The organism is Psychrobacter sp. NG254 (genome assembly GCF_015277735.1).
Classification (GTDB): domain Bacteria; phylum Pseudomonadota; class Gammaproteobacteria; order Pseudomonadales; family Moraxellaceae; genus Psychrobacter.
This window is the reverse complement of record NZ_JADHDA010000001.1, coordinates 1-22,599: the sequence shown is the minus strand read 5'-3', so window position 1 is coordinate 22,599 and position 22,599 is coordinate 1. Positions and strand designations below refer to the sequence as shown.

At 43.1% G+C, this 22,599-nt stretch carries 17 protein-coding genes and 2 tRNA genes; 11 read left to right on the top strand and 8 right to left on the bottom strand.

Annotated elements, in window-relative coordinates; translation table 11 throughout:
• The first annotated feature begins 140 nt into the window (after positions 1-140).
• Entirely contained in the window at positions 141-1,964 is a 1,824-nt protein-coding gene (locus IP510_RS00095) for a phosphomannomutase (RefSeq protein ID WP_194362787.1), read from the top strand.
• A gap of 134 nt (positions 1,965-2,098) precedes the next feature.
• The gene (gene argB / locus IP510_RS00090; RefSeq protein ID WP_194362786.1) at positions 2,099-3,013 is read left to right on the top strand and encodes an acetylglutamate kinase; all 915 of its coding nucleotides are present in this window, start codon (positions 2,099-2,101) and stop codon (positions 3,011-3,013) included.
• Positions 3,014-3,112: 99 nt separating this feature from the next.
• Here argB and IP510_RS00085 read toward each other — a convergent pair whose 3' ends face one another.
• Positions 3,113-3,472: a hypothetical protein gene (locus IP510_RS00085; RefSeq protein WP_194362785.1), complete on the bottom strand. Its 360-nt coding sequence runs from the start codon at positions 3,470-3,472 to the stop codon at positions 3,113-3,115.
• 85 nt (positions 3,473-3,557) lie between these two features.
• A complete protein-coding gene (locus IP510_RS00080) occupies positions 3,558-3,935 on the bottom strand; it encodes an arsenate reductase (protein WP_194362784.1) in 378 nt (125 codons plus the stop codon).
• A 207-nt stretch (positions 3,936-4,142) separates the two neighbouring features.
• Here IP510_RS00080 and leuS point away from each other — a divergent pair, with 207 nt between their 5' ends.
• The 7 genes from leuS to IP510_RS00045 all read left to right on the top strand — a co-directional run bounded on the left by leuS (position 4,143) and on the right by IP510_RS00045 (position 13,090).
• Positions 4,143-6,830: a leucine--tRNA ligase gene (gene leuS, locus IP510_RS00075; protein WP_194362783.1), complete on the top strand. Its 2,688-nt coding sequence runs from the start codon at positions 4,143-4,145 to the stop codon at positions 6,828-6,830.
• 61 nt (positions 6,831-6,891) lie between these two features.
• Complete coding sequence (locus tag IP510_RS00070; protein ID WP_227669391.1) at positions 6,892-7,611, top strand: hypothetical protein; 720 nt, start codon at positions 6,892-6,894, stop codon at positions 7,609-7,611.
• A 57-nt stretch (positions 7,612-7,668) separates the two neighbouring features.
• Positions 7,669-8,739 carry a DNA polymerase III subunit delta gene (gene holA, locus IP510_RS00065; protein ID WP_194362782.1) on the top strand — a complete coding sequence of 357 codons (1,071 nt, stop codon included), beginning with the start codon at positions 7,669-7,671 and terminating at the stop codon, positions 8,737-8,739.
• Between the two features lie 265 nt (positions 8,740-9,004).
• Positions 9,005-10,330, top strand: coding sequence for an efflux RND transporter periplasmic adaptor subunit (locus tag IP510_RS00060; protein ID WP_194362781.1), 1,326 nt, complete (start codon positions 9,005-9,007; stop codon positions 10,328-10,330).
• 269 nt (positions 10,331-10,599) lie between these two features.
• Positions 10,600-12,549, top strand: a complete 1,950-nt coding sequence (locus tag IP510_RS00055; RefSeq protein WP_227669425.1) for a MacB family efflux pump subunit — start codon at positions 10,600-10,602, stop codon at positions 12,547-12,549.
• A gap of 230 nt (positions 12,550-12,779) precedes the next feature.
• A tRNA-Lys gene (locus IP510_RS00050) sits at positions 12,780-12,855 on the top strand.
• A gap of 159 nt (positions 12,856-13,014) precedes the next feature.
• Positions 13,015-13,090, top strand: a tRNA-Lys gene (locus tag IP510_RS00045).
• Between the two features lie 102 nt (positions 13,091-13,192).
• On the opposite strand, the gene IP510_RS00040 is transcribed toward IP510_RS00045, so the two are convergent.
• From IP510_RS00040 to IP510_RS00030, 3 genes are all read right to left on the bottom strand, one after another.
• The gene (locus tag IP510_RS00040) at positions 13,193-13,981 is read right to left on the bottom strand and encodes an MBL fold metallo-hydrolase (protein WP_194362779.1); all 789 of its coding nucleotides are present in this window, start codon (positions 13,979-13,981) and stop codon (positions 13,193-13,195) included.
• Between the two features lie 317 nt (positions 13,982-14,298).
• A complete protein-coding gene (locus tag IP510_RS00035; protein ID WP_227669390.1) occupies positions 14,299-15,114 on the bottom strand; it encodes a DUF2971 domain-containing protein in 816 nt (271 codons plus the stop codon).
• 286 nt (positions 15,115-15,400) lie between these two features.
• Entirely contained in the window at positions 15,401-17,488 is a 2,088-nt protein-coding gene (locus tag IP510_RS00030) for a catalase (RefSeq protein WP_194362777.1), read from the bottom strand.
• Between the two features lie 440 nt (positions 17,489-17,928).
• Between IP510_RS00030 and IP510_RS00025 the strand changes: the two genes are divergently transcribed.
• Entirely contained in the window at positions 17,929-18,720 is a 792-nt protein-coding gene (locus IP510_RS00025) for a dienelactone hydrolase family protein (RefSeq protein WP_194362776.1), read from the top strand.
• 129 nt (positions 18,721-18,849) lie between these two features.
• Here the strand turns inward: IP510_RS00025 and IP510_RS00020 are convergent, their stop codons facing one another.
• The 3 genes from IP510_RS00020 to IP510_RS00010 form a co-directional block, all read right to left on the bottom strand.
• Positions 18,850-19,539 carry a DUF938 domain-containing protein gene (locus IP510_RS00020; RefSeq protein WP_194362775.1) on the bottom strand — a complete coding sequence of 230 codons (690 nt, stop codon included), beginning with the start codon at positions 19,537-19,539 and terminating at the stop codon, positions 18,850-18,852.
• A gap of 101 nt (positions 19,540-19,640) precedes the next feature.
• A complete protein-coding gene (locus tag IP510_RS00015) occupies positions 19,641-20,105 on the bottom strand; it encodes a flavodoxin family protein (RefSeq protein ID WP_194362774.1) in 465 nt (154 codons plus the stop codon).
• 1 nt (position 20,106) lies between these two features.
• Positions 20,107-20,520, bottom strand: a complete 414-nt coding sequence (locus tag IP510_RS00010; RefSeq protein ID WP_194362773.1) for an OsmC family protein — start codon at positions 20,518-20,520, stop codon at positions 20,107-20,109.
• Between the two features lie 123 nt (positions 20,521-20,643).
• On the opposite strand from IP510_RS00010, the gene IP510_RS00005 reads away from it, so the two are divergent.
• Positions 20,644-22,362 carry a hypothetical protein gene (locus IP510_RS00005; protein WP_194362772.1) on the top strand — a complete coding sequence of 573 codons (1,719 nt, stop codon included), beginning with the start codon at positions 20,644-20,646 and terminating at the stop codon, positions 22,360-22,362.
• Positions 22,363-22,599 lie beyond the last annotated feature (237 nt).

Genomic DNA, 22,599 nt, shown 5'->3' with positions numbered 1-22,599 from the left:
AAGCCCTATTGATTGACTCTTTTTATGGTTGTTACTCGTCACGATAATAATTACGATAGTGGCAGTCACGACAATAACAATAATAACCATCACAATAATAGCTGTGATTACAGTAACCACGATAATAAGGAGAGTAAGCGATGCCACCTTTTGCTGCACAGCAAACCTTATTTCGTGCTTATGATATTCGTGGCTATTATCAGCATTTCACAGACGAGTTTATACAAGCATTGGGCCATGCTTTTGGTCGGCTTTATCACTCCCAAAGCAACGGAGAAGCGCCAGTCTTTAATACTGACATCAATGCCCATACGAATAACGATAAAGAGAACCCGCAGACCGTCGTCATCGGTTATGATGTGCGCTGTGGTAGTGAGGCGATTGCACGGGCACTTGCTGCCATATTGATTGAATATAATGTACGCGTGATACAGCTGGGGCTTGTTACCACACCAATGGTGGCATTTTGGGCAGCACGCTATCATGGTCATGGCATCACGGTCACTGCTAGCCACTCAGCTAAAGACACGCTGGGTATTAAGTGGTTGGTCAGCAATATATCACCGAGCAGCGCTGCGATACAGGCGCTCTATCAACAACTGACGATGAACCATGAGTATCACTTTTATCAAAAAATCCAAGCTAAAAACCGAGTTTTTGATTCAGAAATGGTAGAGAATAATAACGACACTGAACCATCAAATTATCTACTTGATGAACTATCTACCGAGCAAGTCAAAAGTGTCTATATCGACGCTATCGAACACGTCTTTAACCAGCTTTCTCAGGACCACTGCTCAACCACTAGTTATCATCCAAAAAACGCTCGCAAGCTTGATCTGATCGTGGTTATTGACTGCCTGAACGGTGCGACTGGCAGTGTTGCTCAGCGTTTATTTGACCGTTTCTGCAAGCAGGTCATCATGCTAAATAGCACGCCAGATGGATGTTTTCCTCTTGGCAATCCTGACCCAACCGAACCGAATCGCCTAAAAGAGTTACAGCGAGCCGTCATAGCTCATCATGCAGATATCGGCCTCGCCTTCGATGGTGATGGTGATCGTTTGATGGTTGTTGATAACAACGGCAAGGTGGTCATGCCTGATCATCTGCTGTATCTATTGGCACGCATCGCTATTACGGAACGCCCTGAGTCTTTGACCGACTCATTATCAGCGTCTGAGGTTCTTTTCGATATTAAATGCGCCCATCATTTGCCCAGACTCCTATCCGATCTTGGTGCGACTCCTGTCATTAGTAAGACGGGTAGCAGCTTTATGCGCCAACAGATACGGCATCCTGATAGTCAGATTGTCTTTGCTGGCGAGTTATCAGGGCATTTTATCTTCAATGACCACCGCTTTATTCCTTATGATGATGCGATGTATGCTGCACTACGATTATTGCATTGGTTTGCTTTGTCTGGTGATGACATTGGTAACCTTAACAGCAGAAAATCTCTGTCAGACATTATCCAAAGCTTGCCAGCCATGGTCAGTACCGCTGATCATTATTTACCAATGCCGCCATCCGCGACTACTGACTGCGCTATCATGGAGCAATTGACTAAGTTTTGCCGTTATTTACAGCAATTGATACCCGTACCGGCGCGTCACCATTCGCTGGATAATGCCAGTCACTCATCAACCGTTATTCAACTGCCAACCATGCCGTGCCCATCGTCAGTCTGCACTTGCGCTTCAGTAAAATCTAGCACCACACTGGCGCAAGCGAAGCACCTACTGCCTATAGGGACGTCTCTTAGCTGTATCGACGGGGTTCGCTTGGATTTCCCCCATGGCTTTGGCGTGCTGCGCCAATCAAACACCAGTAATAGCCTAACCGCTCGCTTTGCTGGTGATAGCATCGACGACCTAAAAGATATTCAAGCCATATTTGCCACGTTATGTCGTCCGTTTAACACAGCACTGGCAGAGCAGATTCTTGCCATGGTTGCTGAGTAGTCGGCACGTATGGATAGTATGCTTGTAAAAAAATGAAGATATACCAAGCGCAATAAGCAGCACTGTACCAATTTATCAATGTTTGACTAGCTACCAAAAACAACCCATTTAAAACCGCCCTTTAGGAGTTTGTAATGACGCTTAATTTAGATGATGCCAAAAACACCGCCGAAGTACTCACCACGGCACTGCCCTATATTCAGCGTTTTGTTGATAAATTGATCGTCGTAAAATACGGTGGCAATGCGATGACTGACCCTGAGCTTGAAAGCTCGTTCGCTCGCGATATTGTGTTGCTAAAAACCGTCGGTATACATCCAGTGGTCGTACATGGTGGCGGTCCGCAAGTGGACAACCTCTTAAAAGAGCTTGGCCGTCAGTCAGATCGTATCGATGGGATGCGCGTCACAGACAAAAGCACCATGGATATCGTAGAAATGGTTTTGGGCGGCAGCGTCAATAAATCCATTGTGAGCTTGATCAACAAACACGGTGGACGTGCCATTGGTCTGACGGGTAAAGACGCCAACTTAATCTTAGCCAAAAAGTTAATGATGGAAAAAATCGGCGAAGATGGTATCGCTGTTCCTATCGATTTAGGATTTGTCGGCGATGTCGTCAGCGTCAATAAAGACGTGATCAACATGTTGATTGCTTCGGATTTTATCCCCGTCATCGCACCTCTTGGCGTTGATGCCGACGGCAATAGCTATAACATCAATGCCGATCTGGTCGCAGGTAAAGTGGCTGAGTTTTTGCAAGCAGAAAAACTTATGCTGCTCACCAATATCAAAGGCGTACTGGGCCGTGATGGCGAAGTCGTGACTGGACTCACGCCAAAGAAAGTCGATAGCCTAATCGAAGACGGTACAATCTCAGGCGGCATGATTCCCAAGATCCAATGCGCGCTTGATGCGGTGCGTAGCGGCGTCAAAAGTGCTGTCATTGTAGATGGTCGCGTGCCTCATGCTACTTTGCTTGAGATTTTCACCAATGAAGGGGTTGGTACGCTCATCAGTCGTGATTTGGACTCATCATTGAGCCAATAGAACACGGTCGTAACTGACATAAAAAGCCCGATCTTGGATACCAAGCTCGGGCTTTTTATGATGCATGAATGCTTTAATAATCATTAGTAAGCAAAGCGCTTAATAAGCACAGAACTCAACCGAGCTATGGCTACTGTTGCCATATACTTGCATGTAATGATTGCCTTTATTTTCGGTAAAATAAGAGGTTTCATTATCATAGCGATCAGCATCTAAGCGCCCCTTAGGCCCTGAAACGTATGCGACACTTATTTGGTCATCGCCCACATTACGAATCACTAAGTTTTGCTCAGGTAGCAACCATAAGCGGAACAACTTACCATCTTTGATGTTACCGGTAAAACTGCCGCAATAGCTGTCTTTGGCAAAAGTAATCTTAGTAGATGAGTCAGCAGCTTGGACACTTGTCACCATCAAAGAGGCTGTTGCAAGCGTGGCTATTAATAACAACTTTTTCATAGTCTTATCCTTAACCGTTATAAACAAGCAAACTTAATTCCATTCATAAAATCATAGTTTATAACGTGTCAAAGTGATAGCTTTTTTATGAAAAATTTGTATCAAATTCGGCTTCATTGAAACCGCAAAGTAGCACTGGCTGACCTTGGGTTTTATCATCGGATTGACCCTCAACCATTGGACGTTTGATCATACTAGTATTCTCTATTAGCAAGTCAATCACAGCATCCACATTGGTATCTGCCGCTTGTTTTTGGCTATCGTCTAGCTTACGCCATGTGGTACCACGCTTATTGAGCACTTTATCAATTCCTAGCTCACTCACCCAGCGCTGGATACTCTCTCTGTCGATGCCTTGTTTTTTATAATCATGAAAGTCATAGCTGACGTTTAGCGCATCAAGCTTAGTAAATGCTTTTTTCATGGTGCTACAAGATTTGATACCATAGATAGTGATGGTCATAGAAACTCCTCATGAATGTTCATTGATCTGTTTATTATACCCAAGGATGATGAGATGTAGACAACCCATCCCACTAAAGTCACTTTTAATCCGTAAACCTCATGAGCAAATACATCATATCGTCGCAATTTTTGCCAAATTACGCTATGCTATGGCATTGTCAAATCCCCCCTATTTTTATTAGTATCAACCAATTTTGAGCCGACTATGAGCAATGCCGTGACAGCAGACCAAACAGAAAAAAACTATTACAATCCACAAGCGATAGAAGCCGCGCAACAAGCCAAATGGGCAGATGACAAGCGCTTTGAAGTGGGCAATGAGCCAAGCGATAAACCAAGTCGTTATATGCTGTCTATGTTTCCGTATCCAAGCGGCAAGCTGCATATGGGTCACGTGCGCAACTATACAATCTCTGATGTACTAAGCCGTTACTATCGCCTTAAAGGTTTCGAGGTCATGCAGCCAATGGGCTGGGATGGTTTTGGTTTGCCAGCAGAAAACGCGGCGATTGCCAATCAAACTCCGCCTGCGGCATGGACATTTGCCAATATTGACAACATGCGTGCGCAGCTCAAACTGCTCGGCCTGTCTATTGACTGGTCGCGTGAGTTTGCCACTTGTAGCCCTGAGTATTATCAGTGGGAGCAGTGGTTATTTTTACAGCTGTACAAAAAAGGCTTGGTCTACAAAAAACTCTCTACCGTCAACTGGGATCCGATTGACAACACCGTGTTGGCCAACGAGCAAGTCATCGATGGCAAAGGCTGGCGTAGTGGCGCTGCGGTTGAGAAGCGCGATATTCCGATGTACTACTTCAACATCACCGATTATGCGGACGAATTGCTTGATGACTTGGACCAGTTAGAAGGTCATTGGCCGTCTGAAGTGTTGACCATGCAGCGCAATTGGATCGGTCGTAGTGCGGGCATGGAAGTGCATTTCCCTTATGAGCTGTCTGGCGAAACCAACACATTAGATGTGTTCACAACCCGTCCTGATACCTTGATGGGCGTGACTTATGTTGCGGTTGCAGCAGAGCATCCACTCGCACAGTATGCCTCAGAGAATGATGAAGCGATTGCTGAGTTTTGTGCCCTATGCAAAAAAGGCTCAGTGGCTGAAGCGGATATGGCCAAAGCTGAAAAAATCGGCATGGACACTGGCCTAACCGTGACGCATCCACTGACTGGCAAAGAAGTGCCAGTGTGGGTTGCCAACTATGTGCTCATGAGCTACGGCTCAGGTGCGGTCATGGCAGTGCCGGCACATGATGAGCGTGATTATGAGTTTGCTAATAAATACAACCTACCGATTAAGCAAGTCATCGCTGTGCCTGAAGGCTATTTTGATAATGAAGAAGCAGATGCTAAGGCCAACAATACCGTCGCCAACCTTGCCTATACCGAGCGCAACACCTTGGTCAATTCAGGTGAATTCGATGGTCTAGACTTTGATCAAGCGTTTGAAGCGATGCTGGCTACACTTGAGCCAAAAGAATTGGCCAAGAAGAAAATCCAATATCGTCTACGTGATTGGGGTGTTTCTCGCCAGCGCTATTGGGGCTGCCCTATCCCAATGATCAACTGTGAGCATTGCGGTACAGTGCCTGTTGAAGAACAAGACCTACCAGTCATCTTGCCAACGGATGTTGTGCCAGATGGTCGTGGTAATCCACTCAAAAACATCCCTGAGTTTGTCAATACCACTTGCCCTAAGTGTGGCAACCCTGCTGAGCGTGAGACCGATACCTTTGACACTTTCGTTGAGTCAAGCTGGTATTACGCCCGCTTTGCTAGCCCAAATGATGCGCAAAACATGGTCAATAAGTCTGCTGCCAATAAATGGCTGCCTGTTGACCAATATGTGGGCGGTGTAGAGCACGCTGTGATGCACTTATTATATGCGCGCTTCTTCCACAAGCTGATGCGTGACGAATCACTTGTATCAGGGGATGAGCCGTTTGCCAACTTGATGACCCAAGGCATGGTACTCGCAGGTACCTTCTATCGCGTCAACGCGGATGGTAGTACAACGTATTACTTCGCTGAAGATATCGATATTGATTTCGATGAGCGTGGCCAACCAATCAAAGCCCTCCTAAAATCTGATGGACAGCCCGTGACAATCGGCAAAATCGAAAAAATGTCTAAATCAAAAAACAATGGCGTCGATCCACAGATTACTATTGATAAGTATGGTGCTGACACCGTTCGTCTGTATACGCTGTTTACCGCGCCTGCCGATCAAACGCTTGAGTGGTCAGATGATGCGCTAAAAGGCCCATATAACTTTGTGAAAAAAGTATGGCGTATTGCAAACGACCATATGCAAGCATTGGCGGCAGCCGATATCAGCAGTGATACGCTCAACCGTGCCACCTTAAACACAGAAGGATTGAGTACCGCTGCCAAAAACTTACGCCGTAAGACTCATGAAACGATTGCCAAGATTGACAGCGATTTAGGCGACCGTTTGGCACTGAATACGCCTGTGTCTAGTTTGATGGAACTTGCTAACGAGCTAACGGGCTTTAACGCCAGTAGTGAGCAAGAGCTACAAGTCAAACATGAGGCGCTCATCAACTTATTAATCATGCTATCAGTCTATGCCCCGCACGTCGGCGAGCATCTGCTTGAGCAGCTAGGGCTTGATACCTTAACCCTAAACTACCCAGCCGTTGATGACCGTGCACTCGTACAAGACACCATCACGATGGTGGTGCAGGTCAATGGTAAAATGCGTGGTAAAATGGACGTCGCACCGAACAGCGATCCTGAGCAGTTAAAAGAACAAGCTCGCACGATGGAAAGTGTGGCAAAATTCATCACGGGCGAAATCAAAAAAGAAATCATTGTGCCCAACAAGCTCGTCAATATCGTGGTTGCAGGCTAAGGTTAAGCTAAGACTTTTAGGCTTAGGCAACTAAGCCTTTTTATCATATGAGGATAGCGTTATGTCGTACAAGCATCGAGCTGGGCCATCAGATCAAGCAACCCCTAACGCACCAAGTATGGCTGCGCGAAAGTCTGGGGCAAAAAAACTCGCGGCCGTGTTGCTAGCAGGATTGCCAATGTTTGCGGTAGTAGGTGCAGCAGCGACGCTGAGCGGTTGCGGCTTTCATCTACGCGGTTATGACGCGCCTATGTTACTTGATGTCAATAGAACCGCTGTCATCATCGAGGATAACCGCACCTCATTTCCTCTGAAACTGCCATTGTCGAAGCGTCTTGAAACCTTGGGCGTTGATGTCATTGACAATATGACCTCAGATGATGTGACCCGCAATAATCAGCAAATCGGTCCTGATACCATTGCAGCAATTGATATCAGCAATATGCGTTTTAAACGTTATGAGCTGGTTGGGGTATTGACAGAGATTCGTCTGGTACTATCCGCAGATGTCAGCTATCAAGTCATGGAAAATGGCAAACTGGTCACTCTGACCAATCCCATCCAAGTGGATCGTAGTTACCAGTATAATGAAGCATCGGTCAGCACTGACGATCAGCAAGGCGATCAAACGCGTGACTGGCTCTATGACACGCTAGCCCGCCGTATCACTGACCAATATGTGGCGCTTTCTCTGCCTAAAGTGCCCTCTAGAACTGCCAAGATACCGGTACAAACAGGTAAAGGATCCGCATCAACAGCGGTTGTATTACCAACGCCTTGACCCTTTGCATTCTAGACATTTACTATTTATTACCATCAATCTGCGCGTCATTACCTTATGCAAGATACTTTTATAAAAGCCTACCCAAAGCTACTTCAACCCTCAGTTGGAGTAGCAGGGCTATGGCTCGCGCATGGTGATGAGCCACTGCTCAGTCAATGGCTGATGGATGCGCTGCGACCGCACTGGCGCGCGCAAAATTACGCCATCAAACGCATAGAGCTGATTTCCGTCAAGAGCTGGCAAGAAGTATTGTCAGAGCTTGGCAGTCAGTCTCTATTTGATGATGCCAGCGCTTTAATCGTGACGGGCAATCATAAACCTGACAAAGCGGTTATCGCTGAGTTGGAGCGTTTTGCCATTGAGGCGCAAGCTGGTACGCACAGTCACAGTCTATTGTGGCTCACGCCTAAGCAGGATAAACGCAGCCAGAGCAGTAAGTGGTTTGCCCCTTTTGCACAATATGGCAACGTCATCGATTGCAATCTTTACAATGAGCAGCAGCGACAGCAGTTATTACAGATACAGGCACAGCAGTTTGGCTTACGACTGTCTCAAGAAGCGTGGCAGCTCCTGATGTCACATACGGAGCACCATTTATTAAGTGCTTATCAAACGCTTTGGCGACTGTCCTACCTGTTTGCACCGCAGTTATTTGAAAGTGATGATGCCAAGCCGACTAGCGGCGATACACAGCCTACAAGCACCGTGGCGCTAGATATCGCAGATCTGCAAGCAGCACTGGTCAGTGACGCGCAATTTAGCGTGTTTGACTTATCTGATGCAATGCTCGCAGGCAATAGTGCGCAAGTCGCCAAAATCATTTTTCAGCTAAAGTCGACCGATGAACCCACCACTCTAGTGCTATGGGCCATCAGCAAAGACATGCGTCAAATTATACAATTGATGGATGGACAAGACCCGCAAGCATTAGGCATTTGGCGTAGCAAGCAAGGTCTCTACCAACAAGCGTGCCGTCGTCAATCAAAACAACAAACGAGCGAATGGCCTGCCCTGCTTTACCGCTGTGACCAAGCCATCAAAGGGCTAATCCGTCAGCCAGCATGGGAGCTATTACTACAAGCCGCATTGGAATTAGCAGGTAAGCGTTTATTTGCGATGCGCTAAAATTAGTCTGTCACCACCTTCTATTGTTTCGCTTATCAACCAGTTATTCATCTCTTCTCTTACTGACTTATAGGTTTAAACACTATAAGTCCAGATTCTACTACCCTATCTTGTTCTCCTATAATTTTCGCTTTTAAGCGTTTATTTTCTGTACCTACCTCTATGCTTGGCTACCTTAACCTTTCGTAAACTAATTAACATTCCCTTTTGTATATGAAGTCTCTACTATATCTACACTTGATTTAATTGTGATTGGATTGTTGTCATGCGCAAAATAAGCAAAAAGTCTGCTATCAAATGGGGTGTCATTACCTTAATTATCGTAGCATTAGGGGCTTTGGCCTATACTTTTTTAAAGCCAGAAGAAACCACACCCAACTATCTAACTGCAACCGTTGAGGTCGGTGATATTGAAAACAATGTCATGGCATCTGGTAAAGTGAAAGCGTTAAATACCGTCGATGTAGGGGCACAGGTATCTGGTGAAGTAAAACGCCTGTACGTTGAAGTCGGCGATGAAGTAAAGCAAGGCGATTTGATTGCGCAGATTGATCAAGTGACTCAGAAGAACAGCCTGAGTAATGAACAAGCCACCCTTGAGCAAAGCGAAGCGGCGCTACAAAGTGCCCAAGCGGAATCGTTGAGCAAACAAGCCAGCCTAAAAAGTGCCTATGCCGATCTTGCCAGCCGTCAGTCTGAACTCAAACAAGCCCAGTCTGATTTTGCGCGTTTGCAGAATTTAGTCGCGATCGACGCTATCTCACAGCAAGAATATGACACCCAAGCGACCAGCGTCGAGACAGCAAAAGCAGCCGTTGCTAATGCAGCTGCAGCTATTGATACTGCAAAAGCCGCGATTGCGACTACTGAAGCCAATATCAACAGTCAGCAAGCAGCATTACGCAAATCACGAACCAATGTGAGTACCGCTGAAGAAGATCTGAGCTATACCACGATTCGCGCTCCGATATCAGGTACTGTCGTTTCTATTACGACTGAGCAAGGTACTACCGTGAATGCCAACCAAACGGCGCCCACATTGGTGACGCTAGCGGATTTATCGACCGTGCGTATCAACGCGCAAATCTCAGAAGCTGATGTCATTAACGTCAATGCTGGTATGCCCGCTTATTTCAATATCATTGGTAATCCAGATAAGCAATATGATGCGACGTTGACTGCTATCGAACCTGCGCCAGAGCAGATCAGTAGCACCAGCTCGACAGACGCTGCAATCTATTATGTCGGCTACGTAGAAGTGCCGAACCCTGACCGTTTGTTCCGCATTGATATGACCGCGCAGATTTATATCATCGTTAACGAAGCCAAAAACGCTCTGTTAGTACCGTCAACAGTGATACAAGAAAAGCGCGCTAAAGGTAAAGAAAAAGGCAAAGCAGCCACGGGCAAGTTTGTACGTGTATTAAAAGAGGATGGAACCGTAGAAGAGCGTACTGTAGAAGTCGGTATCGATAACCGAGTAAACGCGCAAATCTTAAGTGGTTTGAAAGAAGGTGAAGAAGTAATCATCAGTGAAGAAAGCGGTAAGAAATCAGGTAGCGGCCGTATCCCTGGTGGACCTCGAATGTAACTTGTTCTTTGACTATGTTGAATAAAAAAGGGCTTGTTAAATATCGTAGCCCTTTCATAACAACACTATAACGCTTATTAGCCTTTATTAAAGATACTGCTATGACTATATCTCAATCTCCTAAACCGTCGACTGAAGATAGCTCTGAAAGTAGCACGGCTCAAAACTTAGGGTCACAGACTTCTGCTAATCCTTCAAACAACTTAGATAACTCAGATAACTTGGCAAAAACCAATACTTCTAACCATCCTGCATCAGGCCAGCCCATTATGGAGCTGTCTGGCATTATCAGAGAGTTCCCTGCTGGTGAGCAAACCATTCGAGTGTTACATGATATCAATCTGACGATTCACCAAGGTGAGATGGTTGCCATCATTGGACAGTCAGGCTCTGGTAAGTCCACCTTGATGAATATCTTAGGCTGCTTAGATCAAGCCACTGCTGGCGATTATAAAATTTATGGTCAGTCCGCTCGTAAGCTTGACGCCGATCAGTTGGCAGAGCTACGCCGTGAGCATTTTGGTTTTATTTTTCAGCGCTACCATTTGCTTGGTGATATCAGTGCCAAAGATAATGTCGCCGTTCCTGCCGTGTATGCGGGTATGGATACCGAGGCACGCACCAATCGTGCTGAGAAGCTATTAACGGATTTGGGCCTTGGTAATAAGGTCAATAACCGCCCCAACCAGCTCTCAGGTGGACAGCAGCAGCGTGTTTCTGTTGCTCGTGCACTGATGAATGGTGGTGATGTGATTTTGGCAGATGAGCCAACGGGTGCCCTAGACAGTAAGTCTGGCGAAGACGTCATGGCGATTTTGCATGACCTCAGTGCACAAGGTCATACCATCATCATGGTTACTCATGATCCAAAGCTAGCAGCGCAAGCGGAGCGTGTGATTGAGCTAAAAGATGGCTATGTCATCGCTGACTATCAAACTGAGCATTACAAGCACACAGACAAAAAGCCAGAGTCTATCCTTGGTGAGCATCGTAAAAGTGCCTTTGGTAGCTTTATAGATCGATTGCTTGAAGCCTTTAAGATGTCTTTGCTTGCTATGCGTGCGCATAAGATGCGTACCCTACTGACTATGCTCGGTATCATCATTGGTATCGCCGCTGTGGTTTCTATCGTTGGCCTTGGTCAAGGCTCTCAGCAGCAAATCCTCGCCAATATCAGCTCGTTAGGTACCAATACTATCACCGTCAATGATGGCTACCCTAGAGGCGACCCTAGACGCCGTTACAACGATGACAACCTGACGCCAGAAGACGCAGAAGCGGTCGGCAATCAGCCATATATTATCAGCGTCAGCCCTCAGGTAAATGCCAACTCTAGCGTGCGCTATCGTAGTATACAAGAGGATGCTACCGTCAACGGCGTTGGTGAAGACTACCTAACCGTCACTGGTGAGACATTGGCATTAGGCCAAGGGTTTGATGCAAAAAGCGTCACATTACGTAGTCAAGATATCATCATCGATGACAATGCCAAGCAGACCTTTTTTGCAGATATTGATAACCCCATTGGTGAAGTAATATTGGTTGGCAGCGTGCCCGGACGCGTGATTGGAGTACTCGAAGAGAGCGACGGCGGCTTTGGTCCCAGTGTGACGACGCCCACCATCTATATGCCTTATACAACGGTAATGTCGCGTGTCACGGGTAGTACCAATATAGACCGCTTTGTGGCGTTATTAGATGACAGTATCTCCTCTAGCGCCGCAGAGACTGCCATTTCTGACTTGATAGAGAGTCGCCATGGCAAAGATGACTTTGAGCTGCGTAATTCAGACTCTATTCGTCAAACCATCGAGTCGACAACAGGTACGATGACATTGCTTATCTCATCGGTCGCAGTTATTTCATTGATCGTCGGCGGTATTGGGGTCATGAACATCATGCTCGTCTCTGTCACCGAGCGCACCAACGAGATTGGCGTGCGTATGGCAGTAGGTGCACGTCAAAGCGATATCATGCAGCAGTTCCTCATCGAGGCTGTTCTAGTCTGTATATTAGGGGGACTGATTGGCATTGGGCTGGCCTTTGCCATTGGTGAATTAATCAATAGTGTGGGCGGTGATAATTTCAAAGTTATCTATTCATCGACTTCCATCATTGCCGCTTTTGTGTGCTCGACACTTATAGGCGTGGTATTTGGGTTCTTGCCTGCCCGAAATGCCGCCAAATTAGATCCTGTTGAAGCATTGTCTAGGGACTAAAAGCTGTGACTAGTACTTTAAATCAGTGTTTATTGCCATCAAACATCCACCAATAAGCCAAATCAGATAAAAAAAGGCATTTTTTTGCATTAATTGCATTTTTTTGGCGCTTCGGGGTTGTATTTGGCTCATTTATATATATAATGTGCTCTCACGTTTAGAGATACAAATTAACTAAACGGGAAAGCAAGCGTCATGCTTAAATTATTGAGTATCGTTTGCAAATATTAGGGCTGTTAGCTCAGTTGGTAGAGCAGTTGACTTTTAATCAATTGGTCCCGCGTTCGAGTCGCGGACAGCCCACCATATTTAGTTTAATCTTTATTAATCGTTCTGCCCTATCCGGTAGTAGACTAATAAAGATAAGTTTAAAAGACATCGTTAAGATGTTTAGTTTTAGAAAGTTCTTTAGTTAGAATTTTCTCTTGCAGAGTTAAAAAGCATCGCTTTTTTATATACTCTTCAGGGCTGTTAGCTCAGTTGGTAGAGCAGTTGACTTTTAATCAATTGGTCCCGCGTTCGAGTCGCGGACAGCCCACCATATTTAGAAAGCCCAGTTACTATCTTAGTAACTGGGCTTTTTTTCGTCTGGGCTTTTTAAACGTTGTTTTTTAGCTATTAGTTTCTTAGCTTTTATATACCTCTATTTATTATGCCTACGTTTAAACAGTCGAAAGTTATCTCTCTTGCGCCATAGTAGTTTATGTCTGATCGTATCTTTGATGGTACGTGGGTGCTTGGGTGCATGAGCAATAAACGCATCAAACTCCGCCTCGCTCATCGCCAGCTCTCGACCATGTGCCATCATCACCATTGACGGTTGCAATGCCCTGATTTTTTTTAGCGATTTAACATAGTCTTTAGGATAGTAGACAGGAAATGGTGCTACGAACTTGTGACGCAATTTAATGATTAAATCAGCGGTGTATACTTCGCGACTGGGCAGATGAAACAAAGACAAATCACGATCCGTATGACCTGGCGTCTCTAGTACTTGCCATTCATCAAAGTGTGGCACAAGCTCACCATCTGTGACGGTGATATCTGGTTTCAGGCTTGGCGAGTAATATAGGTTTTTAAATGGCCTACCTTGACGTCTGGCCACATAGTATCCTAGATGTATATCTACGAAGTGCATCGTGTGCCCGCCAATACCGCTATACCATTGCTTTTTTCTATCTGCTGAGACGATCAGACAGCCAGTCTTTTCTCGAAACTTATTCGCACCGCCTGCATGGTCTGGATGCATATGTGTGACCACCACTACTTTTAGGTCGGTGACGGGTCGTTTTAACATTGTCTTAATATAGTCGAGCACCATCGGTACATCAGCACGGCAGCAGCCATCTAACAGCATTATTTTATCTGGATATACTGCCAGATAACTACTCTGGATATATCCTTCTAAACGTACAATTTCACATAGACTCATTGGTGTTCCCTACCTCATTCGTCGTTATTATTGTGAGGCTTTTGTTCAGTTTTATAGCCAATCTTTAGTATAGCGCCCGTCACCACAAATAAAACGACTTTGAGTGAACGCCTGTGACTATATATAGAAGCCATGCGGCTTACAGAGACGATGCAGCTAATAACGATTAATAAATAACAATTAGGACCTGTATACGTGGCTTTTATCCATGATAATTCTTACTTTATTAGCAAAAAGCAAAAACCCAGCACTTAGGCTGGGTTTTTATATGGAAAATATTTCTCATATACTTAAGGTGTAGTCCAAGTCACGTAATACTATAACCACCTTGTGCGTTCAAATTCAAACCATGGTGTACAATTCCTCCACCTCAGTTTCTGATACTGAATACCATCGTCTGTTGTTAATTCGACAATTCTTTTAATATCTGACTCATTACAATCCTGACCGAAAACTATACCTCTTAAAGAATTTTGATATTCGAAATAGAGCTCCTCATTGCATTCAAAAATAGCAAATCTAAATTCATTTTCATTTTCCCAATCTTTAGCTTTTTCAAAAAATAAACGCTTATTAAACTTGAGCAAATGATCGTAACAGTAATTTCTTTCACCTCTTTCTTCTAAGTGGTCAACATTAATCATATATGCTTGTTCCAACTGTATGTCAGCTAGCAAGCGATCGTAATAATCCACATGATCATAGGTATATGTTTTATCATAAAACTTATCATGAAAAATTTCGGTAAAACTTTCCGAGTCAAAAATCAGACAGATTCCCGTATGACTTTCTGCATATTGTGCCCACATGCGAGGTTTACAGAAACCTCTTTTATGCGTGTCCTCTAAGTGACTGCCTGTAAGCTCTTGGTCTTTAGAAAAACAAAGTAACCTTGTTGATTGTTTAAAATATGGGTTCAGCCGTTTTGACAAATATTCTGGAGTGTATTTCGTTAAATCTCTTCCTTCATTCGTACCAGGAGTTAGAAGCCAATCTTTTGTTTCTTTTGGATCATTCGTTTCATTAAATGTAGAAAACCTCAAATTCTTATTTTTTAGAATAAAATTAATTGCAGTTTCAGATTTAGTGTAATGATATATGTATTCACTACGATTCTTTTGAGAAGTAAACAATACCTGCAATCCCCTTCTATTTATGTTGGTATATCGAACTACAATATTAGCATCGATACCTTACAACAACAATATATCTGCATCTAAAAACCTTAAGCAATAATATAACTTTCTAAAAAAGTTATGATCGTCTGTAGAGGCGCCGAATCTGGGATATAAATTATTATAAATAGACATAAACAGTCATACTCTCTCCAAAGACATTTTATCCAAATGAAAAAACCAGCCATATTGCTATGACTGATTTATTGGATTAAACATATAATTAATTCTGAATTAAGCCTATTTATGCAAGATCACGAACCTTTGGCTCACGTTCCCATAGACGAGACTTAGCATTGCTGATAAAGGCATCTAGCTCAGCCAATGGCGTTACAAATTCATCTTTTTCAACTGGGAGTTTACTTAGGATAAATTCATCAGTCGCGCCGCAATATGCGATGGCTTTGCAATGGTTGTACGCATCGTTGAACCAATCTAGTGCTGAGCTGTCTTTTGCCAGCTTTTTAGCTTGGTCAGGCATGATGATACTAACGACAGCATCAAACATCACTGACGGACCACCAGCGAGGCGCTCATCAGCTTGTATGCGTGTACCGTCATCCAATACGACTTCTTTATTAGGTGCTACTATCTTGACACTAGCACCTTGCGCTTTAGCGGCATCTTCGAACTTTTTAACTTCACTACTATTAGAGCCTTCTGCAACCAAGATACCGATCATACGGCCTTTTAATATATCAGGCGTTAGACCAATCGTTTGTACCGCTTTAGAGGTTCCCAAATCTTGAACAGGTGCAGCCGCATCCGCTGGCTCTGGTAGCTCCATACCCAGTGCCGTTGCTACGCGATTGGCCAAGTCTTCATCGATATGAATCAAATGGCTAAGCATACGCGTACGTACATGAGCTGTATCTACTTTACCTAGCTCAAACGCATAAGCGGTTGCAATATGTGCTTGCTCGGTTGCTGTCTGGCTACGATAGAACATACGTGGCTGGCTATAATGATCTGCAAAGCTCTCGTCACGTACTCGGCCTTTTACGCCATCATCTAGTTGCTCATGGAATGAGTTGAAACCACGTTTAGCGCTTTCACGAGGACGAGTTGGATCTAAACTTTGCGGCTCATAGAGTACACGCGTCTTAGGTACTTGCATTTGCATATGACCATCTTGCTGATTGTTAGCAAACGGACATTTTGGCGCGTTGATAGGAATCTGGGCAAAATTTGGCGAGCCTAAACGTGATAGCTGAGTATCCAAGTAACTGAATAGACGACCTTGTAATAATGGGTCATTACTAAAATCAACACCGGGCGGAAGATGCGATGGGCAGAATGCTACCTGCTCCGTCTCTGCAAAGAAATTATCTGGATAGCGGTTCAATACCATCTTACCGACGACTTTTACTGGCACCAATTCTTCTGGAATCAGTTTGGTCGCATCGAGATGGTCAAACGGGAATTCGTTGGCTTCTTCTTCGGTAAATAACTGTACACCAAACTCCCACTCAGGATAGTCACCGTTGTTGATTGACTCAAATAAGTCACGACGATGATAATCAGGATCAGCGCCTGAGATTTTCACTGCCTCATCCCATGTGGTTGACTGTACGCCTAGTACTGGCTTCCAATGGAAACGTACAAAGGTGCTCTTCCCTTCTTTGTTGATTAAGCGATAGCTATGAATACCAAAGCCTTCCATCATACGTAGGCTACGTGGTAGACCACGATCACTCATCAGCCAAATTAAGTTATGCATAGTTTCGGGACTTAGTGAGACAAAATCCCAAAAGGTATCATGAGCAGAGGCCGCTTGTGGGAAACCACGATCTGGTTCTGGTTTTACAGCGTGAATCAAATCTGGAAACTTCATTGCGTCTTGGATAAAGAAGATTGGCATGTTATTACCAACGATATCCCAGTTACCTTCTTCTGTATAGATTTTCACGGCAAAACCACGGACATCACGTGGCGTATCTTTTGAACCTTTGTTACCCGCTACCGTTGAGAAACGCGTAAACAATGGTGTCTGCTTACCTGTTTCGGTCAATACTTTGGCAGTCGTATATTCTTCTAGTGACTCTGTCAGCTCAAAATAACCATGCGCCGCACTACCGCGAGCATGGACGATACGCTCAGGGATACGCTCATGATCGAAATGATTGATTTTTTCACGCAGTACAAAGTCCTCTAACAACGTAGGGCCACGTGAGCCTACTTTTAGAGAGTTTTGATTATCAGCGATAGCCACGCCTTGCTGCGTCGTTAATACTTTGGTGTCGTCACCTGCACGCTGATGGGTTTCACCCCCATTGCCGCGCTCAGTATTCATGTTTTTGGCTGGGTCGGTATGATCGATATTATTATTCATAAAACATCCTAGCTAATGAGTAAAATGGACTATTCTGGGACCATTAAAAATATGCTTACACAGGTTTAGTATCCTTTGAGATAATCCTGACTTCATCTGTCATTTATTTGTCTGTGTTTTCAGCATTGCCGAGCGTTAAATTGATACCGCACTAAAATCCGTAAAGGAATAATAGGCTTAGGACTTATATTACCCAAAAAATAAGTCAGATATAGTTGCGTATATAGTAAACCTTGTTGATATTTGGTTAAGGTTTGCCTTCGCAATACATCCCAAATCTAACGCCTTCTGAGAGCATAAACATTAACAATCCAATCTTGTAATGTAGTTATTCTTTAAGGTATGCTTTTGTGACGTACTAAATATCATCGATAGATAAAATTGGCATGGTTTTTAGCCAACTATTTATCTCTTTTTATACAACCATAAGGCTATCGACTATGTTACCAACTTCCAATTTTCTGTCCAAAAAACCTTACCGCTCATTACTAGTGGGCGCGTCAATGGGTCTAATGGCATTAACGTTCAGTCAAACGGCTGCTGCTATCACGACCAAAAACGTGACTTATACGGTCGATGATAAAGCGTATGAAGGCTATTACGCCAAGGCGGACAAAGCTAATGCACCTTTTATTTTATTGATTCATGATTGGGATGGTCTAACTGACTATGAGCGCAAACGTGCTGACATGTTAGCGGCTGAAGGCTACAACGTATTGGCGGCCGATATGTTTGGACAAGGCATTCGCCCTACTTCTATCGAAGAAAACAAACGCCTAACTGGGGAGCTATATGATGATCGTAATAAAATGCGTCGCATATTGGCAGGTGCATTAACGGCAGGACAACTACAAGGCAATGATGTGCGTAAAGGCACGACTATGGGATATTGTTTCGGCGGTACGGTCGCGTTAGAGCTAGCACGTTCAGGCTTTGAGCAAAAAGCCTTTGTACCCTTCCACGGTGCATTCGACATTCCAACCGGTCAAAGCTATGACAAAACTACAGGAGAAATCCTAGTATTCCATGGCTCTGCTGACCAATCTGTCTCGCTAGAGAGCTTTGCGACTTTGGGTAAGACATTAGAAGCGGCCAAGGTACCTCACGAGATGGTTACTTATAGTGGCGCGCCACATGCCTTTAGCGTATTTGGCAGCGATAGATATGATGCCCGCGCCGATGAGCGCTCTTGGAAACGCTACTTAGATTTTTTAGCAGAAGAATATAAATAACCTAACAGCACAAGTCGAATCAGTAATAATATAAATAAGCCCAAACAAAAAGACACCTCAATTAAGATCTAATAATGATCCATTAAGGTGTCTTTTCATTTATTTAGTTTTTGCTGACGCTTTAAAAAATTAGCGTTTACGAAATACCAATAGCTGATTATTAGAGGGCATTGCATACGTTTTTAAAAGTTGTAGATGATGAGCATTTGCCAAACTGACGATGTCTTCTTTATCACGAATGCCACTATCAGGATTACCTGCTATCAACATCGCATCAAATCGCTGATTACCTTCACTGGTATATTTGCCATCTTCGTTAAATGGGCCATAGACAATCAACTTACCGTCAACAGGTAGCGCATCACTAGCCAATGCAAATAACCGCTCAACCAAAGCCCAGCTAATGATATGCAAAGTATTGGCTGTAAATATTACATCATAAGGTTTGTCTACATAACTGCTATTTAAATGACCACTATCTAAATGACTACTAACAGGTACTGAGTCATGCGCCAAATCAAACGCTAATGGCGAATATAGATTGGGTGCAGGATACGCATGATGCCAGGCCATTATATGACGGTGATTACTAATCACATCGCTAGTTTGCCATTTTAAATGTGACAAATGAGGCGCAAAGTAAACGCTATGCTGACCTGTTCCAGAGCCAATCTCTAATACATGATTACAGCCTTGTAGCTCCGTTTGAAGTACTTCTAGAATAGGCTGTTTATTATTTTCACACGCTTGAGAAAACGGCAAAGCAGCGATGTCCATTTCACTATTCAGATTATCACTATTTAGATCAGCGTCATGCATGACTACTCTCTCCAGACCGTCTATTATCGTCTTAGCATTAATGTCGATAGATTCATAAGCATTGTCAAATCCTACTTTATCCATTGTTCAATATTGCGCCACTAATAAATACCTGTCTCTACCCCAGCAGCCAAGGTCATAGCAAGCTCTTCTACTTGCTCAGCAAAGCCCTCTTGCCAATCACCTTGTAGTATCAGCGCCTCTTGAATCCATGACCAGCGCAATCCCGTGGTAATGGTTTTGAGCGCACGCTTAGTACCCGTACCATCATGCCCTGCTCGAATATATACCGCAAATGGCATACCCTGCTTCTTTTCTAGCACAGGGTAATAGCAACGATCAAAAAAGTCCTTGGTCAGCCCTGCCATATACGCCAGATTTTCAGTCGTCCCTAGCAGTAACGCATCAGCAGCCAATACATCTTCAGGCTGTGTGTCCTGCGGTGATTTCAAAATGACAGTGATATCTATATCAGGATGATTGGCACCGTCATAAGCTGCCTGCGCCAATTTCTGAGTATTGGGCGATGGCGCATGAGCGACGATGAGTAAGGTCTTATTAGTCATATCAGGCGTCTGTGCCATTGTTAAATACTAAGTTTTGAGTAATAGCAGGATCTAAGCTATTGCCTACTGGACACGTCAACGCAGTTTTATAAAATCGTTTTAACGTACTCTCATCCAATGCCTTCGAAAAATTGACCACGACATGTATTTCACTTACCCGCCTTGGTTTGGCAGCCATAACTTTGGTAACTTCTGCGGTAGTACCTGAGATATCGATGTCCATCGCTTCGGCTTTGATACCGATAATCGTTAAGATGCAACTGCCCAAACTGGTCGCTAGCAAATCAGTAGGAGAAAACGCTTCGCCCTTGCCGTGATTGTCCGTAGGGGCATCGGTAATGATTTGATTATTTGACTGCAAATGGACGGCTTGAGTGCGTAAATTGCCTTGGTAGGTTACTTTTGAGGTGGTCATGGGTTTCTGCCTTAATTTATTAGACTGCCTGAGTAAGAGATAAGGATGCTTTGATAATTATTTAATAAATGCTAAGATAACGACTATTTTTGCAAACATTAGTTCTGTAAAGGAAGTTGTAACATGCATGTGTATGAGCTCTCAGAATACCAAGTTTATCAATTAAAATCGATAGACCCAGCATTAAGTAGCGATTGGAAAACTATCCTTATCAGTATTTTGCCGCAGCTTGATATACCCAGTCGTAAAAGTGTATATAAAAAAATATTATCAAAAAGGAACATTAGCGCGAATTTTACTTATATCGTTCCAGATAATTTGAGAAGTTTATTATCTAAAACCGCGATTCGTCATCGAGAGCTAAAAGCAATTGCTATACAGATGCTGAATTTTATTGAGTCTAAGCCAGATTCATATGATGCTATCGAACTTGCTGATAAAGTAGAGGCCATGATTGATTATCTTAATCGTATCGATATAGGCGATCATCTTTTAGATCAAAGAAGCCGTAAAAGTATAAAAAATGCATTTTTATACGATTTGGCATTTTGGATTGATAATGTCAACCTTATAGTACAACCTGGTATAAGGCACTTAAATGCTGATATCGTAAAAGTATACTTTAAAGAAGTGTTTATTAAGCAAAAGATCCAAGGGCGAGACTTTCGCGCTTGGGATTCTACTGATATAGACTTTCAAGAACAAAACAACTTACCCAATATTATAAAAAAAGAGGCAAAGCGTAAAAAGTTCTTTGTCATCGAGAGTGAGCGCTACTGGTTCTTAATAGGCATTGCCGATAAATCAAGACAAAATCCTTATTCTATTAAACGTTTTTTACATGAAGATGGCGGTAGTAATGATCTCTTTGTATATCTGACACACGTTGTCATTAGAAAAGAGCTTATAAGTGAAGAACGTTACAGACGACATATTAAATACTGTATAAGTCGACTATATACTTTGGATGCTGGAGTATCGGACACAATTATTAAATTTATAGCGGAAGCACAACACCTATGTAAAACACAAATAATACCCTTACTAAAAAAAGAATTGAAAAAAGACGGCGAAGATACAGAATATCATATCAGCAAACGTATGAACGATTATGAGCAACAAATTACAATTTCGATTTTGAATAAACTACCCAATATAATAAAAAATGCAATTACTGATAGTGATGATCGATATTATTTATTTTATTACTTAGCTAAAATTTTTAATAAACTTATAGATAATCTCCAAAATTTTCAATTACGACCTATCGCTACATACTCTTATAATGTAGAAATTATGATTGCAAGACTGATTAGCTTCAGATACTTTCTAGATACGATCTGCGATTCGTTAGAAGATAAAAATTTTGAGGTTAAAAAATTCACTAATGCCTCTAAAGAAATAATTATAATTATTAAAAAAGCTTTCGATAGTACTGAACAGAACCTGATAAAGTTAAATGAATTACAAGAAAGATTAAAAATTTATTTCGAAACTAAGGAAAATGGTAATATTTGGCAAAGAATAAAGGTTGGTTTTCCACCAAATTATACTTTGGAAGATGTAGAACACTCAAAGAATGAAGCGAAAAATGAGTTTTTTCTGTCCATAGTAAATTTAGCTAAAAAACATAGTGATAATGTTGTTTATGTAGAATTTGACTGCAATGAAATAATAAATGAACACTATCGTCACTATGCCATTGCCAATGAAAAGATGGCAATAGCACGATTGCCAAAGGTATTACGACTACCTGAAGATAAGAAAATATTTAATATACAGAAGACTAATGAAGCCATTCATCACAACGTATTTACATTCGATAATAAATTTATATCGTAATTTATAGTACACAATATTTTCGTGTAAAGAGTTTTATTTAGACTATTATAAAAAAGCTACCAACTTAATTGTTGGAAGCTTTTTATCAACTTATCAACAGCCTACTAGAAGACAAAAGAAAAGCCCCCTCCGCGTTAGCGAAGGGGGCTTTTACTTTAGAATAGAGAGCTGACGATGACCTACTCTCACATGGGCGAACCCACACTACCATTGGCGCAACGATGTTTCACTTCTGAG